The sequence below is a fragment of the Metabacillus sediminilitoris genome, assembly GCF_009720625.1.
In the GTDB taxonomy this organism is placed as follows: domain Bacteria; phylum Bacillota; class Bacilli; order Bacillales; family Bacillaceae; genus Metabacillus; species Metabacillus sediminilitoris.
The window spans coordinates 3862437-3879033 of record NZ_CP046266.1 but is presented as its reverse complement, the minus strand read 5'-3'; the positions used below and the strand labels follow the sequence as shown (position 1 = coordinate 3879033).

23 protein-coding genes are annotated in these 16597 nt (G+C 34.8%); 20 read left to right on the top strand and 3 right to left on the bottom strand.

The window, feature by feature from the left end; genetic code table 11:
- Window positions 1-20 precede the first annotated feature (20 nt).
- Together GMB29_RS18595 and GMB29_RS18590 are read left to right on the top strand one after the other, a co-directional pair.
- Complete coding sequence (locus GMB29_RS18595; RefSeq protein ID WP_136352822.1) at window positions 21-260, top strand: hypothetical protein; 240 nt, start codon at window positions 21-23, stop codon at window positions 258-260.
- 253 nt (window positions 261-513) lie between these two features.
- The gene (locus tag GMB29_RS18590) at window positions 514-1230 is read left to right on the top strand and encodes a DUF3993 domain-containing protein (RefSeq protein ID WP_168733817.1); all 717 of its coding nucleotides are present in this window, start codon (window positions 514-516) and stop codon (window positions 1228-1230) included.
- Window positions 1231-1721: 491 nt separating this feature from the next.
- Here the strand turns inward: GMB29_RS18590 and GMB29_RS18585 are convergent, their stop codons facing one another.
- Together GMB29_RS18585 and GMB29_RS18580 are read right to left on the bottom strand one after the other, a co-directional pair.
- Window positions 1722-1964 carry a glutaredoxin family protein gene (locus GMB29_RS18585; RefSeq protein WP_136352818.1) on the bottom strand — a complete coding sequence of 81 codons (243 nt, stop codon included), beginning with the start codon at window positions 1962-1964 and terminating at the stop codon, window positions 1722-1724.
- On the bottom strand, window positions 1961-2932 hold the full coding sequence (locus GMB29_RS18580; protein ID WP_227551386.1) for an MBL fold metallo-hydrolase: 972 nt from the start codon (window positions 2930-2932) through the stop codon (window positions 1961-1963). Before GMB29_RS18580 ends, GMB29_RS18585 begins: the two co-directional genes overlap by 4 nt.
- 239 nt (window positions 2933-3171) lie before the next feature.
- On the opposite strand from GMB29_RS18580, the gene GMB29_RS18575 reads away from it, so the two are divergent.
- The 18 genes from GMB29_RS18575 to GMB29_RS18495 all read left to right on the top strand — a co-directional run bounded on the left by GMB29_RS18575 (window position 3172) and on the right by GMB29_RS18495 (window position 16263).
- Entirely contained in the window at window positions 3172-3408 is a 237-nt protein-coding gene (locus GMB29_RS18575; protein ID WP_136352816.1) for a YkuJ family protein, read from the top strand.
- A gap of 72 nt (window positions 3409-3480) precedes the next feature.
- A complete protein-coding gene (locus GMB29_RS27100) occupies window positions 3481-3633 on the top strand; it encodes a hypothetical protein (protein WP_168733816.1) in 153 nt (50 codons plus the stop codon).
- 669 nt (window positions 3634-4302) lie between these two features.
- On the top strand, window positions 4303-4821 hold the full coding sequence (locus tag GMB29_RS18570) for a ribonuclease H-like YkuK family protein (protein WP_136352814.1): 519 nt from the start codon (window positions 4303-4305) through the stop codon (window positions 4819-4821).
- 48 nt (window positions 4822-4869) lie between these two features.
- Window positions 4870-5064, top strand: coding sequence for an antirepressor AbbA (gene abbA / locus GMB29_RS18565; RefSeq protein ID WP_406600279.1), 195 nt, complete (start codon window positions 4870-4872; stop codon window positions 5062-5064).
- Between the two features lie 292 nt (window positions 5065-5356).
- Window positions 5357-5812 carry a cyclic-di-AMP-binding protein CbpB gene (cbpB, locus tag GMB29_RS18560; RefSeq protein WP_136352812.1) on the top strand — a complete coding sequence of 152 codons (456 nt, stop codon included), beginning with the start codon at window positions 5357-5359 and terminating at the stop codon, window positions 5810-5812.
- 172 nt (window positions 5813-5984) lie between these two features.
- The gene (locus tag GMB29_RS18555) at window positions 5985-7421 is read left to right on the top strand and encodes an MDR family MFS transporter (RefSeq protein ID WP_136353354.1); all 1437 of its coding nucleotides are present in this window, start codon (window positions 5985-5987) and stop codon (window positions 7419-7421) included.
- A gap of 120 nt (window positions 7422-7541) precedes the next feature.
- The gene (locus GMB29_RS18550) at window positions 7542-8426 is read left to right on the top strand and encodes a transcriptional regulator CcpC (protein WP_136352810.1); all 885 of its coding nucleotides are present in this window, start codon (window positions 7542-7544) and stop codon (window positions 8424-8426) included.
- Between the two features lie 88 nt (window positions 8427-8514).
- A complete protein-coding gene (gene dapD, locus GMB29_RS18545; RefSeq protein ID WP_136352808.1) occupies window positions 8515-9225 on the top strand; it encodes a 2,3,4,5-tetrahydropyridine-2,6-dicarboxylate N-acetyltransferase in 711 nt (236 codons plus the stop codon).
- Between the two features lie 103 nt (window positions 9226-9328).
- Window positions 9329-10462, top strand: a complete 1134-nt coding sequence (locus GMB29_RS18540; protein ID WP_136352806.1) for an N-acetyldiaminopimelate deacetylase — start codon at window positions 9329-9331, stop codon at window positions 10460-10462.
- A gap of 51 nt (window positions 10463-10513) precedes the next feature.
- Window positions 10514-10759: a YkuS family protein gene (locus GMB29_RS18535; protein WP_136352804.1), complete on the top strand. Its 246-nt coding sequence runs from the start codon at window positions 10514-10516 to the stop codon at window positions 10757-10759.
- Window positions 10760-11051: 292 nt separating this feature from the next.
- Window positions 11052-11594, top strand: a complete 543-nt coding sequence (locus tag GMB29_RS18530) for a peroxiredoxin (protein ID WP_136352802.1) — start codon at window positions 11052-11054, stop codon at window positions 11592-11594.
- A 283-nt stretch (window positions 11595-11877) separates the two neighbouring features.
- Complete coding sequence (locus GMB29_RS18525) at window positions 11878-12333, top strand: TlpA family protein disulfide reductase (protein ID WP_136352800.1); 456 nt, start codon at window positions 11878-11880, stop codon at window positions 12331-12333.
- Window positions 12334-12489: 156 nt separating this feature from the next.
- Entirely contained in the window at window positions 12490-13098 is a 609-nt protein-coding gene (locus GMB29_RS18520; RefSeq protein WP_168733814.1) for a molybdenum cofactor guanylyltransferase, read from the top strand.
- A gap of 41 nt (window positions 13099-13139) precedes the next feature.
- Entirely contained in the window at window positions 13140-14420 is a 1281-nt protein-coding gene (locus GMB29_RS18515) for a molybdopterin molybdotransferase MoeA (RefSeq protein ID WP_136352796.1), read from the top strand.
- A complete protein-coding gene (gene mobB, locus GMB29_RS18510) occupies window positions 14399-14911 on the top strand; it encodes a molybdopterin-guanine dinucleotide biosynthesis protein B (protein WP_136352794.1) in 513 nt (170 codons plus the stop codon). The genes GMB29_RS18515 and mobB overlap by 22 nt, the downstream gene beginning before the upstream one ends.
- Window positions 14904-15368 (top strand): molybdenum cofactor biosynthesis protein MoaE, encoded by a 465-nt coding sequence (locus GMB29_RS18505; RefSeq protein WP_136352792.1) that lies wholly within the window; start codon window positions 14904-14906, stop codon window positions 15366-15368. Before mobB ends, GMB29_RS18505 begins: the two co-directional genes overlap by 8 nt.
- A gap of 3 nt (window positions 15369-15371) precedes the next feature.
- Complete coding sequence (moaD, locus tag GMB29_RS18500) at window positions 15372-15605, top strand: molybdopterin converting factor subunit 1 (protein ID WP_136352790.1); 234 nt, start codon at window positions 15372-15374, stop codon at window positions 15603-15605.
- Between the two features lie 454 nt (window positions 15606-16059).
- Complete coding sequence (locus GMB29_RS18495) at window positions 16060-16263, top strand: cold-shock protein (RefSeq protein ID WP_066330721.1); 204 nt, start codon at window positions 16060-16062, stop codon at window positions 16261-16263.
- A gap of 134 nt (window positions 16264-16397) precedes the next feature.
- Here GMB29_RS18495 and GMB29_RS18490 read toward each other — a convergent pair whose 3' ends face one another.
- Entirely contained in the window at window positions 16398-16577 is a 180-nt protein-coding gene (locus GMB29_RS18490; RefSeq protein ID WP_136352788.1) for an H-type small acid-soluble spore protein, read from the bottom strand.
- Window positions 16578-16597 lie beyond the last annotated feature (20 nt).

The window sequence follows — 16597 nt, the reverse complement described above, 5'->3', positions numbered from 1 at the left end:
TTAGAAGGGGTGACACGAAGATGAGCAATTTAACGATGGGTCTTGGTGTATTAGCGATACTAATATTAATCACTAGCTTATTTTATACAATAAGGGTTGGGAAAGTTGCCAGTGATCGAAAATCTAAGATGGATTCACAATTAAGTGAAAAAGTCCAAGCACATCCATATATACGTAATCCTGTCTTTTTAGCATATTTAATCGCAGGGTTAGCTGCACTTGCATATATTTTTTATTTGGCTTATACAATCTCTTGGTAACAGCGGACTTGTCCGCTGTTTTTCTGTTTTCTTAGTCGAAAGATAATCCATCAATTATTTAGGAAATTACTAAATGCTTGTTTTTTTTACATATCAAGAGGGTATTTGATAATAGATACTGAAAAATCTTGTCACTTTTTACGCTTATTTTACGAACGGTTGTACAGCATATTTTATAAAAGTGTTGTTACAATGAGGTCAGATACAAGTAATAGTTGCCGATCAAGTTATAATATGAGAAAGGATGAGTTCTTTGAGACAAAACTGTTTACTCTTTTGCCTATTGTTTGTAATTGTCACTTTTTCATTTGCACAACAAGCATTTGCTGAAGAACTTGAAGGAACTTCCCGGGAAGAGGTATTAACTCATATTCAAGAAGCATTTAATGCCCAAGTATCACTAACTGAAAAAACAAGATCACTCGAAGAAATAAAACAACTATTATCTCTTTATTTCGATGATAAACTGATTGATATGTATATCGATGAAAACGTCCAAAAGGAAGATGGGAAATATATCGTATATGGAACCGATTTTCCCATGCATACCATTCCGTTCTTTTCTTATAACGAAAATACAAAAGTCCATGAGCAAGCAAACGAGAGAATCATCTATGAATTCTTCCCAGCCTCAACAGATGGACCAGTTCAATACGAAGACCATTATGAAGTTATAAAATTGCGCAAGGAAAGAGATGGTTGGAAAGTATATGCTATCAATACGAACGCAAAGAAACCAGAAATAGATGGGAAACAATTTGGGTTCATATCAAATGAAAAAGAGAAAAAACAATCCGAAGAAATCAAGAATACAACGACATTGGGATTAACTCAACATAATAGTCCTGATAGTTTAAATATGAATTCTGACTATCTAAAACAACCAATAAAGGAAATGAAAGAAGTATTATTTTTCAACTTATTTTATTTACAATTAAGAAACATGTTAAATGAATTCGGTATATCTTGACAGTTCTTTCATTAAGAATATAGGTGGGTAGTATTCACTGTTTTCTTTTTTTAAAAAAGGCTCTTTTCTAAGAGATTGTTGCTTTTAAAACAAAAACTATTTAAGGTTGATTGGAGCAGATTGCCGAGACTCCTGCGGGAGCAGCGGGACAGGTGAGACTTATGCAGGCGAGGCGTTACGCCGAGGATGCTCACCGCCCGCCTCGCTAAAAAGCGAGCATCTCTCGCTGCAATCAACCACACCACATTACTTGGTAAATAGCAACAAAGTTTGCGAAAACGGCCAACTAAAAAAATAAATAGAAAACAGTTGACATTGAAAGTGATAATCATTATCATTATAGATGAGAAGAATAATCAATTAGGTCAATATTTGATTAGTCATTAAACTCTCGATTTTCCCCAAACCCCTTTTAATAGAATGGAAAAAAGCTTGGCTGGTCACCAAGCTTTTTTCTTTTGCGGTAATTTGAAAAATACATCAATATCCTCTTAGTTTTTTAATCCTAATAGAACCTCAAGTTTTTCTAAATCGAAACCAGTCACAATCTGATCGTCCACTGTAATCGTCGGTGTTGAGGTTGATTCAAGTTCATACACTAACTTATCGCGGGCTTTCACATCAACACTTATGTCTTTTTCAAAATATGAAAGATTATGATGATCAAGGAATGCTTTTACAACTTGACAAGGAGGACAACTAGGTTGTGTATATACAGTTATTACTTTATTCATTTTTCCGATCTCTCCAAACATTTATTTAAATAATCGACAAGCCCCATTGCACAAATAGATAAATCAGCCGATAGAATTTTATAGATCTTACTATCATTAGGTATTGTTTGCTTTTTTAATTCACTGAAAACAAGCTTTTTTAATTCAACTTCAACAGCCTTACAAATTTGGTGGAAACCTTTTTCTTGGTGAACTTTTAATGTATTACAAGCTATGTCTAAAAATTGTGGAAGCCATTTTCTTAGCTCATTAATTGCGAGCTGAGGGTAATGACATACACCAAAATGACTAAAATAAATCTTATTAACATTTAATGCTTCAATCATGTTTGCAGATTGAAGCATTGATTCTGGATTAAATTGGGTTGGAGAAGTCGATGGTAGATAAAATTCTTGATCTTGATGAAGAAATTCCCCGTAAAAAATTCCTAGTGTATCACCTGTAAAGATCCCATTGCTTACCGAATCATGGATGCTAAAATGATGATTTGCATGGCCGGGAGAGTCGTAAAAGGTTAAATATGACTGTTTCCCAATTTTAAGAATTTCGCCATGACCTTTAATTAAAATGCGATCTTCAGGTATTGGAATAATTGGATCAAATAACAGATTAAATTCATCACCGTATACTGATTTAGCACCAGCGATTAGTTTTGTGGGATCTGCCATATGTTTAGCCCCTCGAGGATGAACAATTAATTTTGCATTTCGACATTTTTCTAAAAGTAATCCTGCTCCACCGGCATGATCTAAATGGATATGTGTTACAATAATAAAAGCTATTTTTTCTAAAGGTATTTTGAGTTCTTCTAAGCCTTCTAAAATATGTGGTATTGAAGGACTTGCAGAGGGTTCAAAAAGGACAATCTTTTCATCCTGAAGAACATAGCAGCTTGTTCGTCCTTGCATTCCTAAGTCTAAACTGTCAATAATTGTAATTCTTTTGTCAACCGACTTTATGTATGCCAATCATAACACCCCTTTACACATTATGATTTGATTCAATTAATAAGCGTAGCAAGATTTTCGCAGGTGAATTCAGGATTTCTTTGGTAATCCATTCATACTTAGTGTAAAATTGATAAGGCACAAAGTAAAGATACATATTATTGAATCGTTGTTTAGTGGATAGAATGTATGGTAAAGTAAGAAAATATTAAATAAGAGGAATCAGTTATTGTTAACTCTTCCGGAAGGGGGATATTCTAGTGTCACAACTATTAGGTATCATTACAAGACTACAAAGTCTACAAGAAAATGCAGGTTCTGGTGAACCTTTACAACGTTTTTTTGAAGTTGAAGGAGAAAAACGCTGCAGTGTTAAATACTTTGATAAAAATAACACATTTGAATTAGAAGTTTTTCAAAAAGGTGAAAAACCTCAGTCCTATCAATTTGATAACATTGATATGATCGCAATGGAAATTTTTGATCTTCTCCAATAAGTTGGGTAACAAATTGTTGGTCGTTCAAAAAGAGTGTGTCTAGGTTTCGAGTTCTTAAATGAAGGAGGCAAAATGAGAAGAGACCCTAAGGTTATTTGTCCGTTTTGTCATCAACAGCAGCCACTTGCAAAAACATTGACAGCACAATCTAATCAAAATGTTATCTTTACGTGCTTACATTGTCATGAATCAATTCGTAACATTGTGACAAGTAAGGGAGAATAGCCATGCCATTTAGGTATGGCTATTTTTTATTTAGGCTGTTTTCGCAAACTTTGTTGATATTTACCAAGTAATGTGTTGTGGTTGATTGCAGCGAGAGATGCTCGCTTTTTAGCGAGGCGGGCGGTGAGCCTCCTCGGCGTTAACGCCTGCATAAGTCTCACCTGTCCCGCTGCTCTAAGCAGGAGTCTCACAATCTGCTCCAATCACCCTTAAATAGTTTTTGTTTTAAAAGCAACAATCTCTTAGAAATGAGCCTTTATTTATTTGGCTCTGTTAAATTAATATTGTTAATCGTGAGAATGGCTACGCTTGCCAAGCAATCAGCGAGCTCCTCGTCGCTTTGGTCCTGCGTGATCACCTTGCCTGCTTTTCCGCAGGATTCTCTGCCAATTGATAACATCATGATTTTGCGGATATTCACAATTATTGCCAATATTTGTGCTGGCTTAGGTAGTCAAAAATCTTCCAATTGATTTTGCTATTTAAGGAAAAAAGCAAAATACTCATATTTGAGATGTGTAAGTTTTATACAATACGGGAATTGAAAAAATGAAAGTGTTCATATTTCACATAACATCATACATATATTATATTAGGATGCTTTTAATCTGATGAAGGTTAAGCAAAAAGTAGATTAAGATAAAATGAAAGATGACAAGGAGATGTGACATGAACGAATCTTTCACCTTTTATAATGTCTCAGAAAAACAAATGACTTTTCCAGTTGTAATTGAGCGTATAAAAGGCTTTATCCAAAAAGATCCACGTTCAGAATATGTGCTGTCAATTGGCTCAGATTCACATGTTCATCAAACAGAGACAAAGTTTATTACAGCCATTCATCTTCATCGAAAGGGTAAAGGTGCTTGGGGTTGTTTGAAGAATTATTGTGTAAAACGTCCCGTTTTTAGTGTCCGGGAAAAAATCTCAATTGAAACGACACTTAGTCAAGAAGTGGCATATTTATTTACTTCAAAATATTTAGTCGATTTATCAGACTTATTAATTCCATTTACAGATGAAGGTGCCGATTTACTATTTGAAATCCATTTAGATATTGGAAGAAAGGGTATGACAAAGGAATTAATTCAGGAAATGACAGGAAGAATTGAAGCGATGGGTATTGAAGCTAAGATAAAGCCTGATTCGTATGCAGCTTTCAGTTATGCAAATCGGTATACAAGGTAATTTATATGAAAAAAGACTAATTTCATCATTGGAATTGGAGGCAATTAAGTGAAAGTAGATATAACAATGGATTTACTATCAACAGATGATCTAAAATTATTAGTTGAAATTTTGTTTAGACAACAATATGCAATTGAAATTATTTGCAGTGAACTGAACGATATTGAAGCAGGCTTAAAAAGCATGGATGATGAATCTTATAAACGACTTGTTTCATTATATGATCGGTTAAGGGTAAGATAATTTAAACACTTATCCAACTTGATAAGGCACGATCTTTTAATTAAAAGATACTCATATGGGTATCATTTTTTTACTTTGAAATATTACCCACAAAGGTTTTTATTAAAAAATCTTTGGGATTTTACTATTTGAATATAGAGATTAATTACGTTTTTTTTAATAATTCTATATAATATAAAGCGTTTTCATGTAAAAACGATAGAATATTATGATATGATAGAGTAGGAATTTCCATGACCTCTTTATTAGCTTAGACTAACTTAGATATTGATTTTTAGAGAGGAAGAATAAGATGATTAGTAAAGATATCGGTGATATTATGGATGCAACAATTAAAGATTTAATGATTCCTGGAGATAAAGTCGCACACGTACAAATAGGAAATAATTTAGAACACGCTTTACTTGTACTTACAAAGACAGGCTATACGGCGATTCCGGTATTAGACCCAACCTTCAAACTACATGGATTAATTGGTATGAATTTAATCATGGATAATCTTTTTGGGTTAGAGAGAATTGAATTCGAAAAGTTGGAAAATATGAAGGTCGAAGAAGTAATGAATACAGAAATACCAAGACTTTTTCTAAATGATTCTTTAGAAAAGGGTCTTGATCTTGTAGTGAATCATAATTTTGTCTGTGTTCAAAATGATGAGAATGTTTTTGAAGGGATTTTTACAAGAAGAGCAATTTTAAAACAATTGAAAAACCATAATGAAAAGTTAAAAAACAGTGACAATGTATAAATGTTAGAAACGGTGTTAATGATGAAGGCCTCATTGCATCGTTTTCTTTTTGAGAAAGTTCTTGAAACGTATTTTAACCAAAGGCGGTATTATTGTGGGTCAAGCAAAAATACATATCAAACCAAATCATAATAACATAGAGACAAAACGTCCTTATGTATTAGCAACGGTTATGCTAGCAATGTTTATGGCAGCAATAGAGGCCACAATTGTAGCGACAGCTATGCCTGCTATTGTATCTGAATTAGGTGATTTTTCACTTTATAGCTGGGTATTTTCTTCTTACCTATTAATGAATGCAGTAACCGTTTTAATATATGGGAAATTATCTGATTTATTTGGCAGGAAGCCTGTTTTAACAGTCGGTATCATTATTTTTTTAATTGGTTCATTACTATGTGGACTTGCTACTACTATGGAATGGCTTATTATTGCCCGATTTGTTCAAGGATTTGGTGCCGGCGCTGTCTTGCCAATTGCTTCAACAATAGTTGGTGACATATACACAAAGGAAGAACGTGCAAAAATTCAGGGTTTTTTATCGAGTGTTTGGGGAATCTCAGCAATTATGGGGCCTGCACTTGGAGGTTTACTAGTTGAGTATGTTAGTTGGAGGTTTGTCTTTTGGCTAAACATTCCATTAGGAATTCTCACAATTATTGGTTTATATCTCTTTCTACATGAAAATATTGAAAAAAGGAAGCCGCAAATTGATTATGTTGGTGCAGTTCTTCTTACCATGTCTATTACTACGTTTATGTTTATTCTTGTCGAGGGGGGCATACGCTTTGAGTGGCTTTCTATGCCAATCTTATTATTAGGGGCGTTTACTATCCTCTGCTTAATAGCGTTTGTCTTATATGAGAGAAAACTAGAAGAACCGATGATGCCTTTTGAGCTTTGGAGCGAACGGTCGATCTTAATTGCTAATCTTACTTCTCATACAACCGGCATTATTTTAATTGGACTATCGACCTTTTTGCCAACCTTTGTTCAAGGTGTTATGGAAGAAAAGCCGATTGTTGCTGGCTTAACACTAACGACAATGTCTATCGGCTGGCCAATTGCGGCTATGATTTCAGGTCGGACAATATTAACAATCGGCTTCCGAACAACATCGATCTTGGGTGGCATTTCACTTCTATGTGGAAGTGTCATCTTTATCTTATTATCAGGTACTAATAGTCCGCTTTTCGCTGCAACAGGTTCATTTTTAATTGGAGTTGGAATGGGCTTAACAACTACTGCATTTATTGTTTCTATTCAAAGTACGGTTGAATGGAGAAAAAGAGGTGTTGCAACTGCAACAAATATGTTTATGCGAAATGTTGGTAGTACGATTGGTGCTGCATTGTTAGGCGGTATATTAAACAGCAGGCTTTTAAATTATTTATCAAGTAAGGGGGCCTCTGAAGATCTAAATCTTGAATCTACAACAACATTGCTTGATGTCTCACAGCGTGGCAACCTAACGGAGGAAGCGAGAACATTACTACAAAATGGTCTTGAATTTGCTTTACACGATGTATTTTGGATTGTATTTGGATTTGCTCTTTTAAGTTTCATTTTGATTCTATTTTTACCAAAGAAAGATAAAGCTTTAGGCTGATTAATAATCAGTCTTTTTCCTATATAAATATGTCACTATCGATACAGGATTTTCTTTACATCAAATAAGAAGTAGTGAATACTTAATTAAAACTATAAGGAAAAAAGCAGGTGTATTATTTTGCAAACTTCAGAACTTCGGATGCTTGTCGTATTATCAGAGGAAATGAATATGAGAAAAGCTTCTGAACGATTATTTGTCTCACAGCCAGCGCTGTCACAACGATTACAATCGATTGAGAAGTCATGGGGATTTCAACTATTTATTCGTTCTCAAAAGGGACTTACTTTAACCCCTGCAGGAGAAAAAGTCATCTCTTTTGCACGAGAAGTTGTTTTTAATGAAGATAAGGTGAAAGAAGAAATCTTAGAATTAGAGGGAGAAGTACATGGAACATTAAAGCTTGCGGTAGCTTCCATTATTGGTCAAAACTGGCTTCCGAAAGTATTAAAGACGTATGTTAGAAAATACCCACATGCTAAAATTTCTCTCATAACTGGTTGGAGTAGTGAAATATTAAGAAGTATGTACGAGGATCATGTTCACATTGGTATTATTAGAGGTAATCCAGAATGGAAGGGAATGAAGGAACATCTTTTAACCGACACACTCTATTTAGTTGATACCGAAATAAGTCAAATTGAAGATGTACTTCATACAGAAAGACCATTTATTCAATTTAAGAGTGATTCTACTTATTTTCAGGATATTCAAGATTGGTGGCACCGAAAGTTTCAAACATCACCAAAACGAACAATTGTTGTTGATCAAATCGAAACATGCAAACAAATGGCTTTAAATGGGATAGGCTATGCTATATTACCATCTGTTACTTTAAAAGAGGATGAAAGGGAAATATTTAAAGTTCCATTATTAGATGAAGAAGGAAAACCGCTTAAACGAGATACCTGGTTAATTGGGTTTGAGACTTCATTTAAATTAAAACAAGTTCAAGCATTTATTGATATCGTAAAGGAACATAAACAACTAGAAAATACTTTTTAAAAATTCAAATAAACATAGCTTGTCAATCGTATGTTCGTCTGATACAGTAATGAAAGACTGAAATTAAGTTTAAGGAGGAAACATACATATGAAAATGATGGATGCAAATGAGATTATCTCATTCATAGGAAATAGTAAAAAATCAACACCTGTAAAGGTTTATGTTAAAGGAAATCTTGAAGGAGTAAATTTCGGTGAGTCAGCACAAACCTTTATTACAGGGAACACAGGAGTAGTCTTTGGCGAGTGGTCCGATATCCAAGAAGCAATAGAAACAAATAAAGGGAATATTGAAGATTATGTGATTGAAAATGATCGCCGTAATTCAGCGATTCCTTTACTTGATTTGAAAGGAATTAAAGCACGAATTGAGCCAGGTGCGATCATTCGTGATCAAGTTGAAATTGGGGATAATGCTGTTATTATGATGGGTGCTTCAATCAATATCGGCAGTGTTATTGGTGAAGGAACAATGATTGATATGAATGCTGTACTTGGCGGTCGTGCAACAGTAGGTAAAAACTGTCATATCGGTGCAGGGACAGTTTTAGCAGGTGTTATCGAGCCCCCATCCGCAAAACCAGTCGTTATTGAAGACGATGTTGTTATCGGAGCAAATGTAGTTGTTTTAGAAGGTGTTACGGTTGGAAAAGGAGCAGTTGTTGGTGCAGGAGCTATTGTTACAAAGGATGTAGAACCTTATACAGTTGTAACAGGTGCACCTGCACGTAAACTAAAAGATATTGACTCAAAAACAAAATCTAAAACAGAAATCATGCAAGAATTAAGACAATTATAAGTAAAGAGAAAGCGACTAAATTGCTTTAAGTAAATTTGGTGCTGATACATTAACAAAAAGGCGTGGATGCTAATCCACGCCTTAACTATAGGTGGGGTTTCAGATGTACAAAGAAAATCTAATTCAAATTCGCCGTGATCTTCATCGAATTCCTGAAATTGGCTTTCAAGAATATAAAACACAAGCATATTTATTAAGTATAATAAAACAATTTCCTGCAGAACGTATCGACATTCAGACTTGGAAAACAGGGATTTTCGTTTTAGTTAAAGGAACGAATCCTCGAAAAACAATCGGTTATCGTGCTGATATAGATGGATTACCGATCAATGAAGAAACAGAATATGAATTTCAATCAGAGCATCCTGGTTTTATGCATGCATGTGGTCATGATCTTCATATGACAATTGCGTTAGGGATTCTTTCGCATTTTGTAGAAAATCCAATCACAGACAATGTACTATTTTTATTTCAACCAGCAGAAGAAGGCCCTGGTGGAGCGGAACCAATGCTAAATAGTGAGATTGCAAAAACATGGAGACCTGATATTATTACCGCATTGCACATTTCACCTGAGCTTCCTGTGGGTACAATTTCAACAAAACCAGGCTTACTTTTTGCCAATACATCGGAATTATTTATTGATTTAAAAGGGAAAGGCGGACATGCAGCATTTCCACATACGACAAATGATATGGTTGTTGCGGCGTGTTCTCTTGTAAATCAGCTCCAAACGATTGTCGCACGAAATGTTGATCCACTAGATAGTGCAGTCATAACAGTTGGAAAAATAACTGGTGGGACGGTTCAAAATATTATTGCTGAAAATGCAAGACTAGAAGGAACGATACGGACGCTTTCAATACAGTCAATGGAAAGAGTAAAAGAAAGAATCGAAGCACTCGTTAAAGGAGTGGAGATAGGATACTCTTGTAAAGCAACGATTGATTACGGAGCGATGTACCATCAAGTATTTAATGAAGAAACATTAACAACTGAATTTATGGAATTTACAGCAGGAAACACAGATTATAATGTTCAATTGGCAAAAGAAGCCATGACAGGAGAAGATTTCGGTTATATGGTTGATCAAATTCCGGGGTTTATGTTTTGGTTAGGTGTTGACTCTTCCTTCGGTTTACATCATGCGAAGCTAATGCCTGCTGAGGAAGCAATCTTTGTTGCAGTAGACGTTATGACTAAGTATATTTCTTATAAGGCAAATCAACAGATTTAAAGTATATTTTATCCATCCATGTACACAATACATGTAGGAGGTGGATAAACAATGCCAAAAATCGGTGTGGAACATTCATTAACAGACGTAACTGCTGCTTTACAACAAAAAGGCTATGATGTTGTCCAATTAAACAACGAAAGTGATGCACAAGGATGTGACTGCTGTGTGATCACTGGACAGGATGCCAATGTTATGGGAATTTCAAATGCGGTGACACCTGGTTCTGTCATTCAAGCAAGTGGTTTAACTGCTGATCAAATTTGCCAACAAGTTGAAAGTAAAATGAATCGTTAAGATGAAAAAAGGCTGTCCTAAAAGACAGCTTTTTTCATTTGGATAAAATTTAACGGAGCGTTTTATAAGCATATTAGGTGAATTTTACAATCGAGATAGGGAATAATGAATTTTGTTATAGTCATTATTAAAAATCTATATCTAAAGTAATTATTATCTAAAATTGACTAAAAAGGAAGCTTGTCCTATAATTAACGATGTATTAAGGACGACGTGTATAGAGAATGACTTATTTCATTCTCAATTAGAAATGCCAAATAATTTGGCTGAAAACTATTAGGAGGGATACATAATGGCAGAACGTATGGTAGGAAAACAAGCCCCACGCTTTGAAATGGATGCAGTATTTACGAATAAAGAATTTGGAAAAGTAAGTTTAGAAGAAAACATGAAAAACGATAAATGGACAGTACTTTTCTTCTATCCGATGGATTTCACTTTCGTTTGTCCAACAGAAATTACTGCAATGAGCGATCGTTATGATGAATTCGAAGATTTAGATGCAGAAGTAATCGGTGTATCTACTGATACAATTCACACTCATTTAGCATGGATTAAAACAGATCGTAAAGACAACGGCTTAGGAGATTTAAAATATCCTTTAGCAGCTGATACAAACCATGTTGTATCACGTGAATATGGTGTGTTAATTGAAGAAGAGGGTGTTGCTCTTCGTGGATTATTCATCATTAACCCAGAAGGTGAACTACAATATGCTGTTGTTAACCACAACAATATTGGACGTAGTGTCGATGAAACATTACGTGTCCTTCAAGCACTTCAAACTGGCGGACTTTGCCCTGCAAACTGGAAGCCAGGTCAAGCTACACTTTAATTAATTGAAGACAGGATTTAATAAAAGCGGCTGACAAAGGAAAAATGTCAGCCTTTTTTAACATATGTAAAAATTCTTTTTTGGATTTATTTATGCATATATGCAGCAATTCCTATGACGTTAAAAAATGACCAAGACAGGGTAATGGGAAGTGTTCTCCCACTAAGTTTGATATACCGAGAAGTGTTAAGGGAGTTTGACCTCAAATGCCTTGATGAGGATAAAAAGATTCCAGTCACGAGAAAGCCATTATTATTCTCATTTATTATATGGAGGTAAGATGATGAAATTAAGAGAACCTATGCCTGAACTTACTGGTGCAACTGAATGGTTAAACGGAGAAGTTACAAGGGAGGAGCTAATTGGTGAGAAGCCGACTCTCATTCATTTCTGGTCAATTAGTTGTCACTTATGTAAAGAGGCAATGCCTCAAGTAAATGAATTCCGTGATAAATATAAAGATAAATTAAATGTTATCGCTGTACATATGCCTCGTTCAGAAGATGATTTAAACATTGATGACATTAAAAAAATTGCGGCAGAACACGATATTACGCAGCCGATCTTTGTAGATAGTGAGCATAAATTTACGGATACGTTAGAAAATCAATATGTACCTGCTTACTATGTATTTGATAAAGAAGGAAAATTACGTCATTTCCAAGCGGGTGGAAGCGGCATGAAGATGCTAGAAAAACGTGTGAATCGTGTGTTAGCTGAACTTGAAAATGCTGAATAATCGATTCTTTAATAAAGTCGGTTGCCGTATGTGGCAACTGGCTTTTTTAAAAATTTAAGGGCTTTTTTGTTAAAATCTCCTTGGCGTTTTTTAAGTAAAATGGTATAACTTTTACAAGTATTACGTGTAGAATGAATGTGAGAGGGGAAAATCATTTTGCATAACATAGTGGGAGTATTATTAGCAGGCGGAGAATCAAGGCGATTCGGACAACCTAAAGCTTTTGCAAAATTTAAAGAACTCACGTTTTGGGAGCACTCGTATGATGCCATGAAAAATATAACGGATCGACAATTAATCATTAGTCATCCAGCTTTAGTTGAACGATTTAGAGATGATTCACTATGCCAGGTATTCACTGATAATGAAGAAGTAAAAGGCAAGGGACCATTAGCGGGAATTTATACGGCAATGGAAATTGAAAATGCCGAATGGTTTGTTGTTTTATCCTGTGATATTCCATATATTAATGAAAAAACGATTCAGACCTTACTGGATTTAAGACATCAAAATGTAAAAGCAGTAATCCCAAATATAAAAGGGAAACTTCATCCGCTAATCGGAGTTTATCATAAGTCAATTCTTTCGATTATTTCGAAACAACTTGAAAATCATGAGCATAAAATGATTTCGCTACTTGAAAAAATCGCAGTGTTATATGTCTCTGAAAATGATATCGATGTCGATCTAAAAAGCTTTTCTAATATTAATTCACAAAAGGATTACTTACAATTAGGAATAGATGAAAATAAAACAGATTATTAAATGAATACACATTACAAGAATCATGAAGATTGGGTGGTTTTATGGTGGAGAAGAGGAAACCAATTGCGGTAAAGGATGCAATTGAAAAGGTATTGGGTTTTTCAAGGGTTGGACAAATTGAACATGTTGCTTTACAAGAAAGTTACGGAAGATTCTTAGCGGTAGATTTAGTTGCAGATCATGCTGTACCTCCATTTGACCGCTCTCCATATGATGGATTTGCTATTCGTTCAATTGATACAATCTCTGCAAGTGCTGATCTTCCAGTTGAATTTGAAGTCATTGACGAAATCGGGGCAGGTTATGTAAGTGATCATTTATTAGGAGAAAGGCAAGCGATTAGAATTATGACTGGTGCGCAAATACCTAATGGCTGTGATGCTGTTGTGATGTTAGAATTGACAAAAGTGTCCAAGAGAAATGATAAGGTGTTCATGTCTATCAAAAGACCATTTAAAAAAGGGGATAATATTTCTTTTGCTGGTGAAGATACACTAAAAGGCAGTACGTTGGTGAAAAAAGGTGCTTATATTACCCCGGGAATCGTCGCGTTACTTGCAACCTTTGGTTATGATACAGTACCTGTTGTTTATAAACCTCGTATTGGAATTATTGCGACAGGCAGTGAGCTTTTAGATGTAAGGGAAACGTTAGTGCCTGGAAAAATTAGAAATAGTAATTCATTTATGATTGAGGCACAATGTCGTAGAGGCGGAGCGAAACCAATCTATTTTGGAAAGTTAATGGACAACCTTGATGAATGTTTTCTTGCAGTACAGAATGCACTTCGAAGCGTTGATTTTCTAATCACAACTGGTGGCGTATCAGTTGGGGATTATGATTATTTACCGGAAATTTACAAACGATTGGGTGCGAATGTTTTATTTAATAAAGTGGCGATGCGACCAGGAAGTGTTACAACAGTTGCAGAGGTAAACGGAAAATTATTATTTGGTCTTTCTGGGAATCCATCTGCGTGTTATGTTGGTTTTGAATTATTTGTCAGACCAATCGTGCGCACATTTTTACATAATGAGCGCCCGCATTTACAGAAAATAAAAGCTGTTTTAGGAAAAGACTTTTTAAAACCAAATCCGTTTACTAGATTTGTTAGAGGGCAGCTTACATTTTCTGATGGGAAAATCTCAGTTTCGCCTGTTGGATTAGATAAATCAAATGTTGTTACATCACTTGCAGATGCAAATGTATTTATCGTTTTGCCTGGTGGATCTAGAGGCTATCAAATGGGGGATATGGTTGATGTGTTGCTAATCGAGGATCAAACAGGAAGTGAGACATCATGGGCAGAGTCTTTCAAGTAGTTGGTTATCAAAATAGCGGAAAAACGAGCTTTGTGGTCGATTATATCAAGGCGGCTGTTAAGCAAAATTTAAAAGTTGGAACAATTAAACATCATGGTCATGCCCAAGCGCTTGAGTTTAAAGATCAGGATAAGGATACAGGAAAGCATCGTCAGGCAGGTGCATATGTTTCACTTGTAGAAGGAAATGGGTCATTTGTGCTTACCTCTGAAAAATTATCCTTATCCTTACAACAGTTGATATCATTTTATAATCTGATAGATTTAGACATCATAATTATCGAAGGGTTTAAGTCTGCCCTCTATCCAAAAGTTGTCCTTATTAGGTCGATTGAAGATTTACCGATATTAAATAATGTTCATAACATTTACTGTATCGTTACTAATATAAATCTTCCTTTAGAGCTGACGAAACGATACAAAGTCTTTAATGATTCAAAGGAAAGTATTGATTGTTTATTACTAAATAAAGTAGGTGATGTAATTGGATAAGTCGTTGTTTGAGATTGTAAATAAACCAATATCAATAGAAGCTATAACAAAAAAAGTCATCCGAAATGAAGCTGGAGCAGTTACTACTTTTGTTGGAACTGTTCGAGAATTTACGTATGGTAAGAGAACATTATCGCTAGAATACCAAGCGTATGAAAAGATGGCTGTAAAAATGCTGGAACAGATTGGTAAAGAAATAAACGAAAAATGGAAGGATGCGAAGGTAGCGATAACACACCGAGTCGGCAAATTAGCAATCTCTGAAATTGCTGTTGTTATTGCGGTTTCCACTCCTCATCGTAAAGATGCTTATGAGGCGAATGAATATGCAATCGAACGGATCAAACAAATTGTTCCAATCTGGAAAAAAGAGATCTGGGAAGACGGTGAATCATGGATCGGTGATCAATTAGAAAAAATACCATATCCAGAAGGAAAACCATTGAAAGGAATGTGAACTATGATAAAAGTTTTATTGTTTGCGCATTTACAAGAAAAAGCCGGCCAAGAAAGCTTAGAAATTGATCGTTCTCCAATGACGGTAGAGGAGTTAAAAGATTTAGTCGGTACAAAATATGAGTTAGGAACATTAAACCATGTGATGGTAGCAGTGAATGAAGAATATGCATTAGATGATGATATCATTCATTCAGGTGATGTTGTTGCCTTGATACCACCAGTAAGTGGAGGGTAATGAAAAAGTAAACTCTCATCTTTCCGTTTTTACAATAAATGCGTTTACATTTGACAATTGTTAATTAGTAGTTTAAAATGATAAAAGTGCTTATTAATAGTAGTTCACTATTTAGTGCTCTGTGAATGATATATTATCTTGATGGGACTTAAATGTCATGTTTCATAGTTAATAGTTAGATACGTATGATCAATTCACGCTGGCACGGACTAGGAGCCGTAAGGACGAAAGAGAGGTAGGGCTTTCGTTGTTTTGAGGTTTTGCAATTTCAATAATAGAATATATAAAAAATAAATAGATTACATGTTTATTTTGTATAAACAAATATGGAGCTATATAATTCACATATTATAAAGATTATCTACTCTATACTTGATATTCTCTATAATATGTGAATTCTTATTTACCGTGTAAATAGTAGTAACATATTAAAAAATCTTTGGAGGTTTCTCTCATGAAAACGACTGGTACTGTTAAATGGTTTAATTCAGAAAAAGGTTTCGGATTTATCGAAGTTGCAGAAGGAAACGATGTATTCGTTCACTTTAGCGCTATTACTGGTGAAGGATTTAAAACGTTAGAAGAAGGTCAAAAAGTTGAATTCAACATCGTTGAAGGAAACCGTGGCCCTCAAGCTGAAGACGTTGTAAAATTATAATAAGCATAGACTGACTATCAAAAGAATGATAGTCAGTCTTTTTTAATTGTTTAGGAAGCTATTAAAATGTAATGTGTTACATGAGAGAGTGAGAAAGCGAGACTCTAGCTGTCTATTCTCGTGTGCTATTTCACTTACTGCTCTGTTAAGCTTGCAATTGGTACACTTTTCTCTTCTTGAGGATTAGTAAGTGGGTAAATTCGTGCTGTTCCTTCATCTTCATTTACATGTTGGATATAGATAGCCTCACCTTGATATTGCACATTAACCATCTCGGCTAATTGTGAAATTTCCTTCGCTCTTGTAATGTTCAAGTCATTTCCTCCTTTGTTAA

Excerpts from the sequence above, each read along its gene's own strand:
- GMB29_RS18595 (WP_136352822.1), top strand. The coding sequence starts at position 21 with ATGAGCAATTTAACGATGGGTCTTGGTGTATTAGCGATACTAATATTA.
- GMB29_RS18585 (WP_136352818.1), bottom strand. The coding sequence starts at position 1,964 with ATGAATAAAGTAATAACTGTATATACACAACCTAGTTGTCCTCCTTGT.
- GMB29_RS27100 (WP_168733816.1), top strand. The coding sequence starts at position 3,481 with ATGAGAAGAGACCCTAAGGTTATTTGTCCGTTTTGTCATCAACAGCAG.
- GMB29_RS18570 (WP_136352814.1), top strand. The coding sequence starts at position 4,303 with ATGAACGAATCTTTCACCTTTTATAATGTCTCAGAAAAACAAATGACT.
- cbpB (WP_136352812.1), top strand. The coding sequence starts at position 5,357 with ATGATTAGTAAAGATATCGGTGATATTATGGATGCAACAATTAAAGAT.
- GMB29_RS18555 (WP_136353354.1), top strand. The coding sequence starts at position 5,985 with ATGCTAGCAATGTTTATGGCAGCAATAGAGGCCACAATTGTAGCGACA.
- dapD (WP_136352808.1), top strand. The coding sequence starts at position 8,515 with ATGAAAATGATGGATGCAAATGAGATTATCTCATTCATAGGAAATAGT.
- GMB29_RS18540 (WP_136352806.1), top strand. The coding sequence starts at position 9,329 with ATGTACAAAGAAAATCTAATTCAAATTCGCCGTGATCTTCATCGAATT.
- GMB29_RS18535 (WP_136352804.1), top strand. The coding sequence starts at position 10,514 with ATGCCAAAAATCGGTGTGGAACATTCATTAACAGACGTAACTGCTGCT.
- GMB29_RS18530 (WP_136352802.1), top strand. The coding sequence starts at position 11,052 with ATGGCAGAACGTATGGTAGGAAAACAAGCCCCACGCTTTGAAATGGAT.
- GMB29_RS18525 (WP_136352800.1), top strand. The coding sequence starts at position 11,878 with ATGAAATTAAGAGAACCTATGCCTGAACTTACTGGTGCAACTGAATGG.
- GMB29_RS18515 (WP_136352796.1), top strand. The coding sequence starts at position 13,140 with ATGGTGGAGAAGAGGAAACCAATTGCGGTAAAGGATGCAATTGAAAAG.
- mobB (WP_136352794.1), top strand. The coding sequence starts at position 14,399 with ATGGGCAGAGTCTTTCAAGTAGTTGGTTATCAAAATAGCGGAAAAACG.
- moaD (WP_136352790.1), top strand. The coding sequence starts at position 15,372 with ATGATAAAAGTTTTATTGTTTGCGCATTTACAAGAAAAAGCCGGCCAA.
- GMB29_RS18495 (WP_066330721.1), top strand. The coding sequence starts at position 16,060 with ATGAAAACGACTGGTACTGTTAAATGGTTTAATTCAGAAAAAGGTTTC.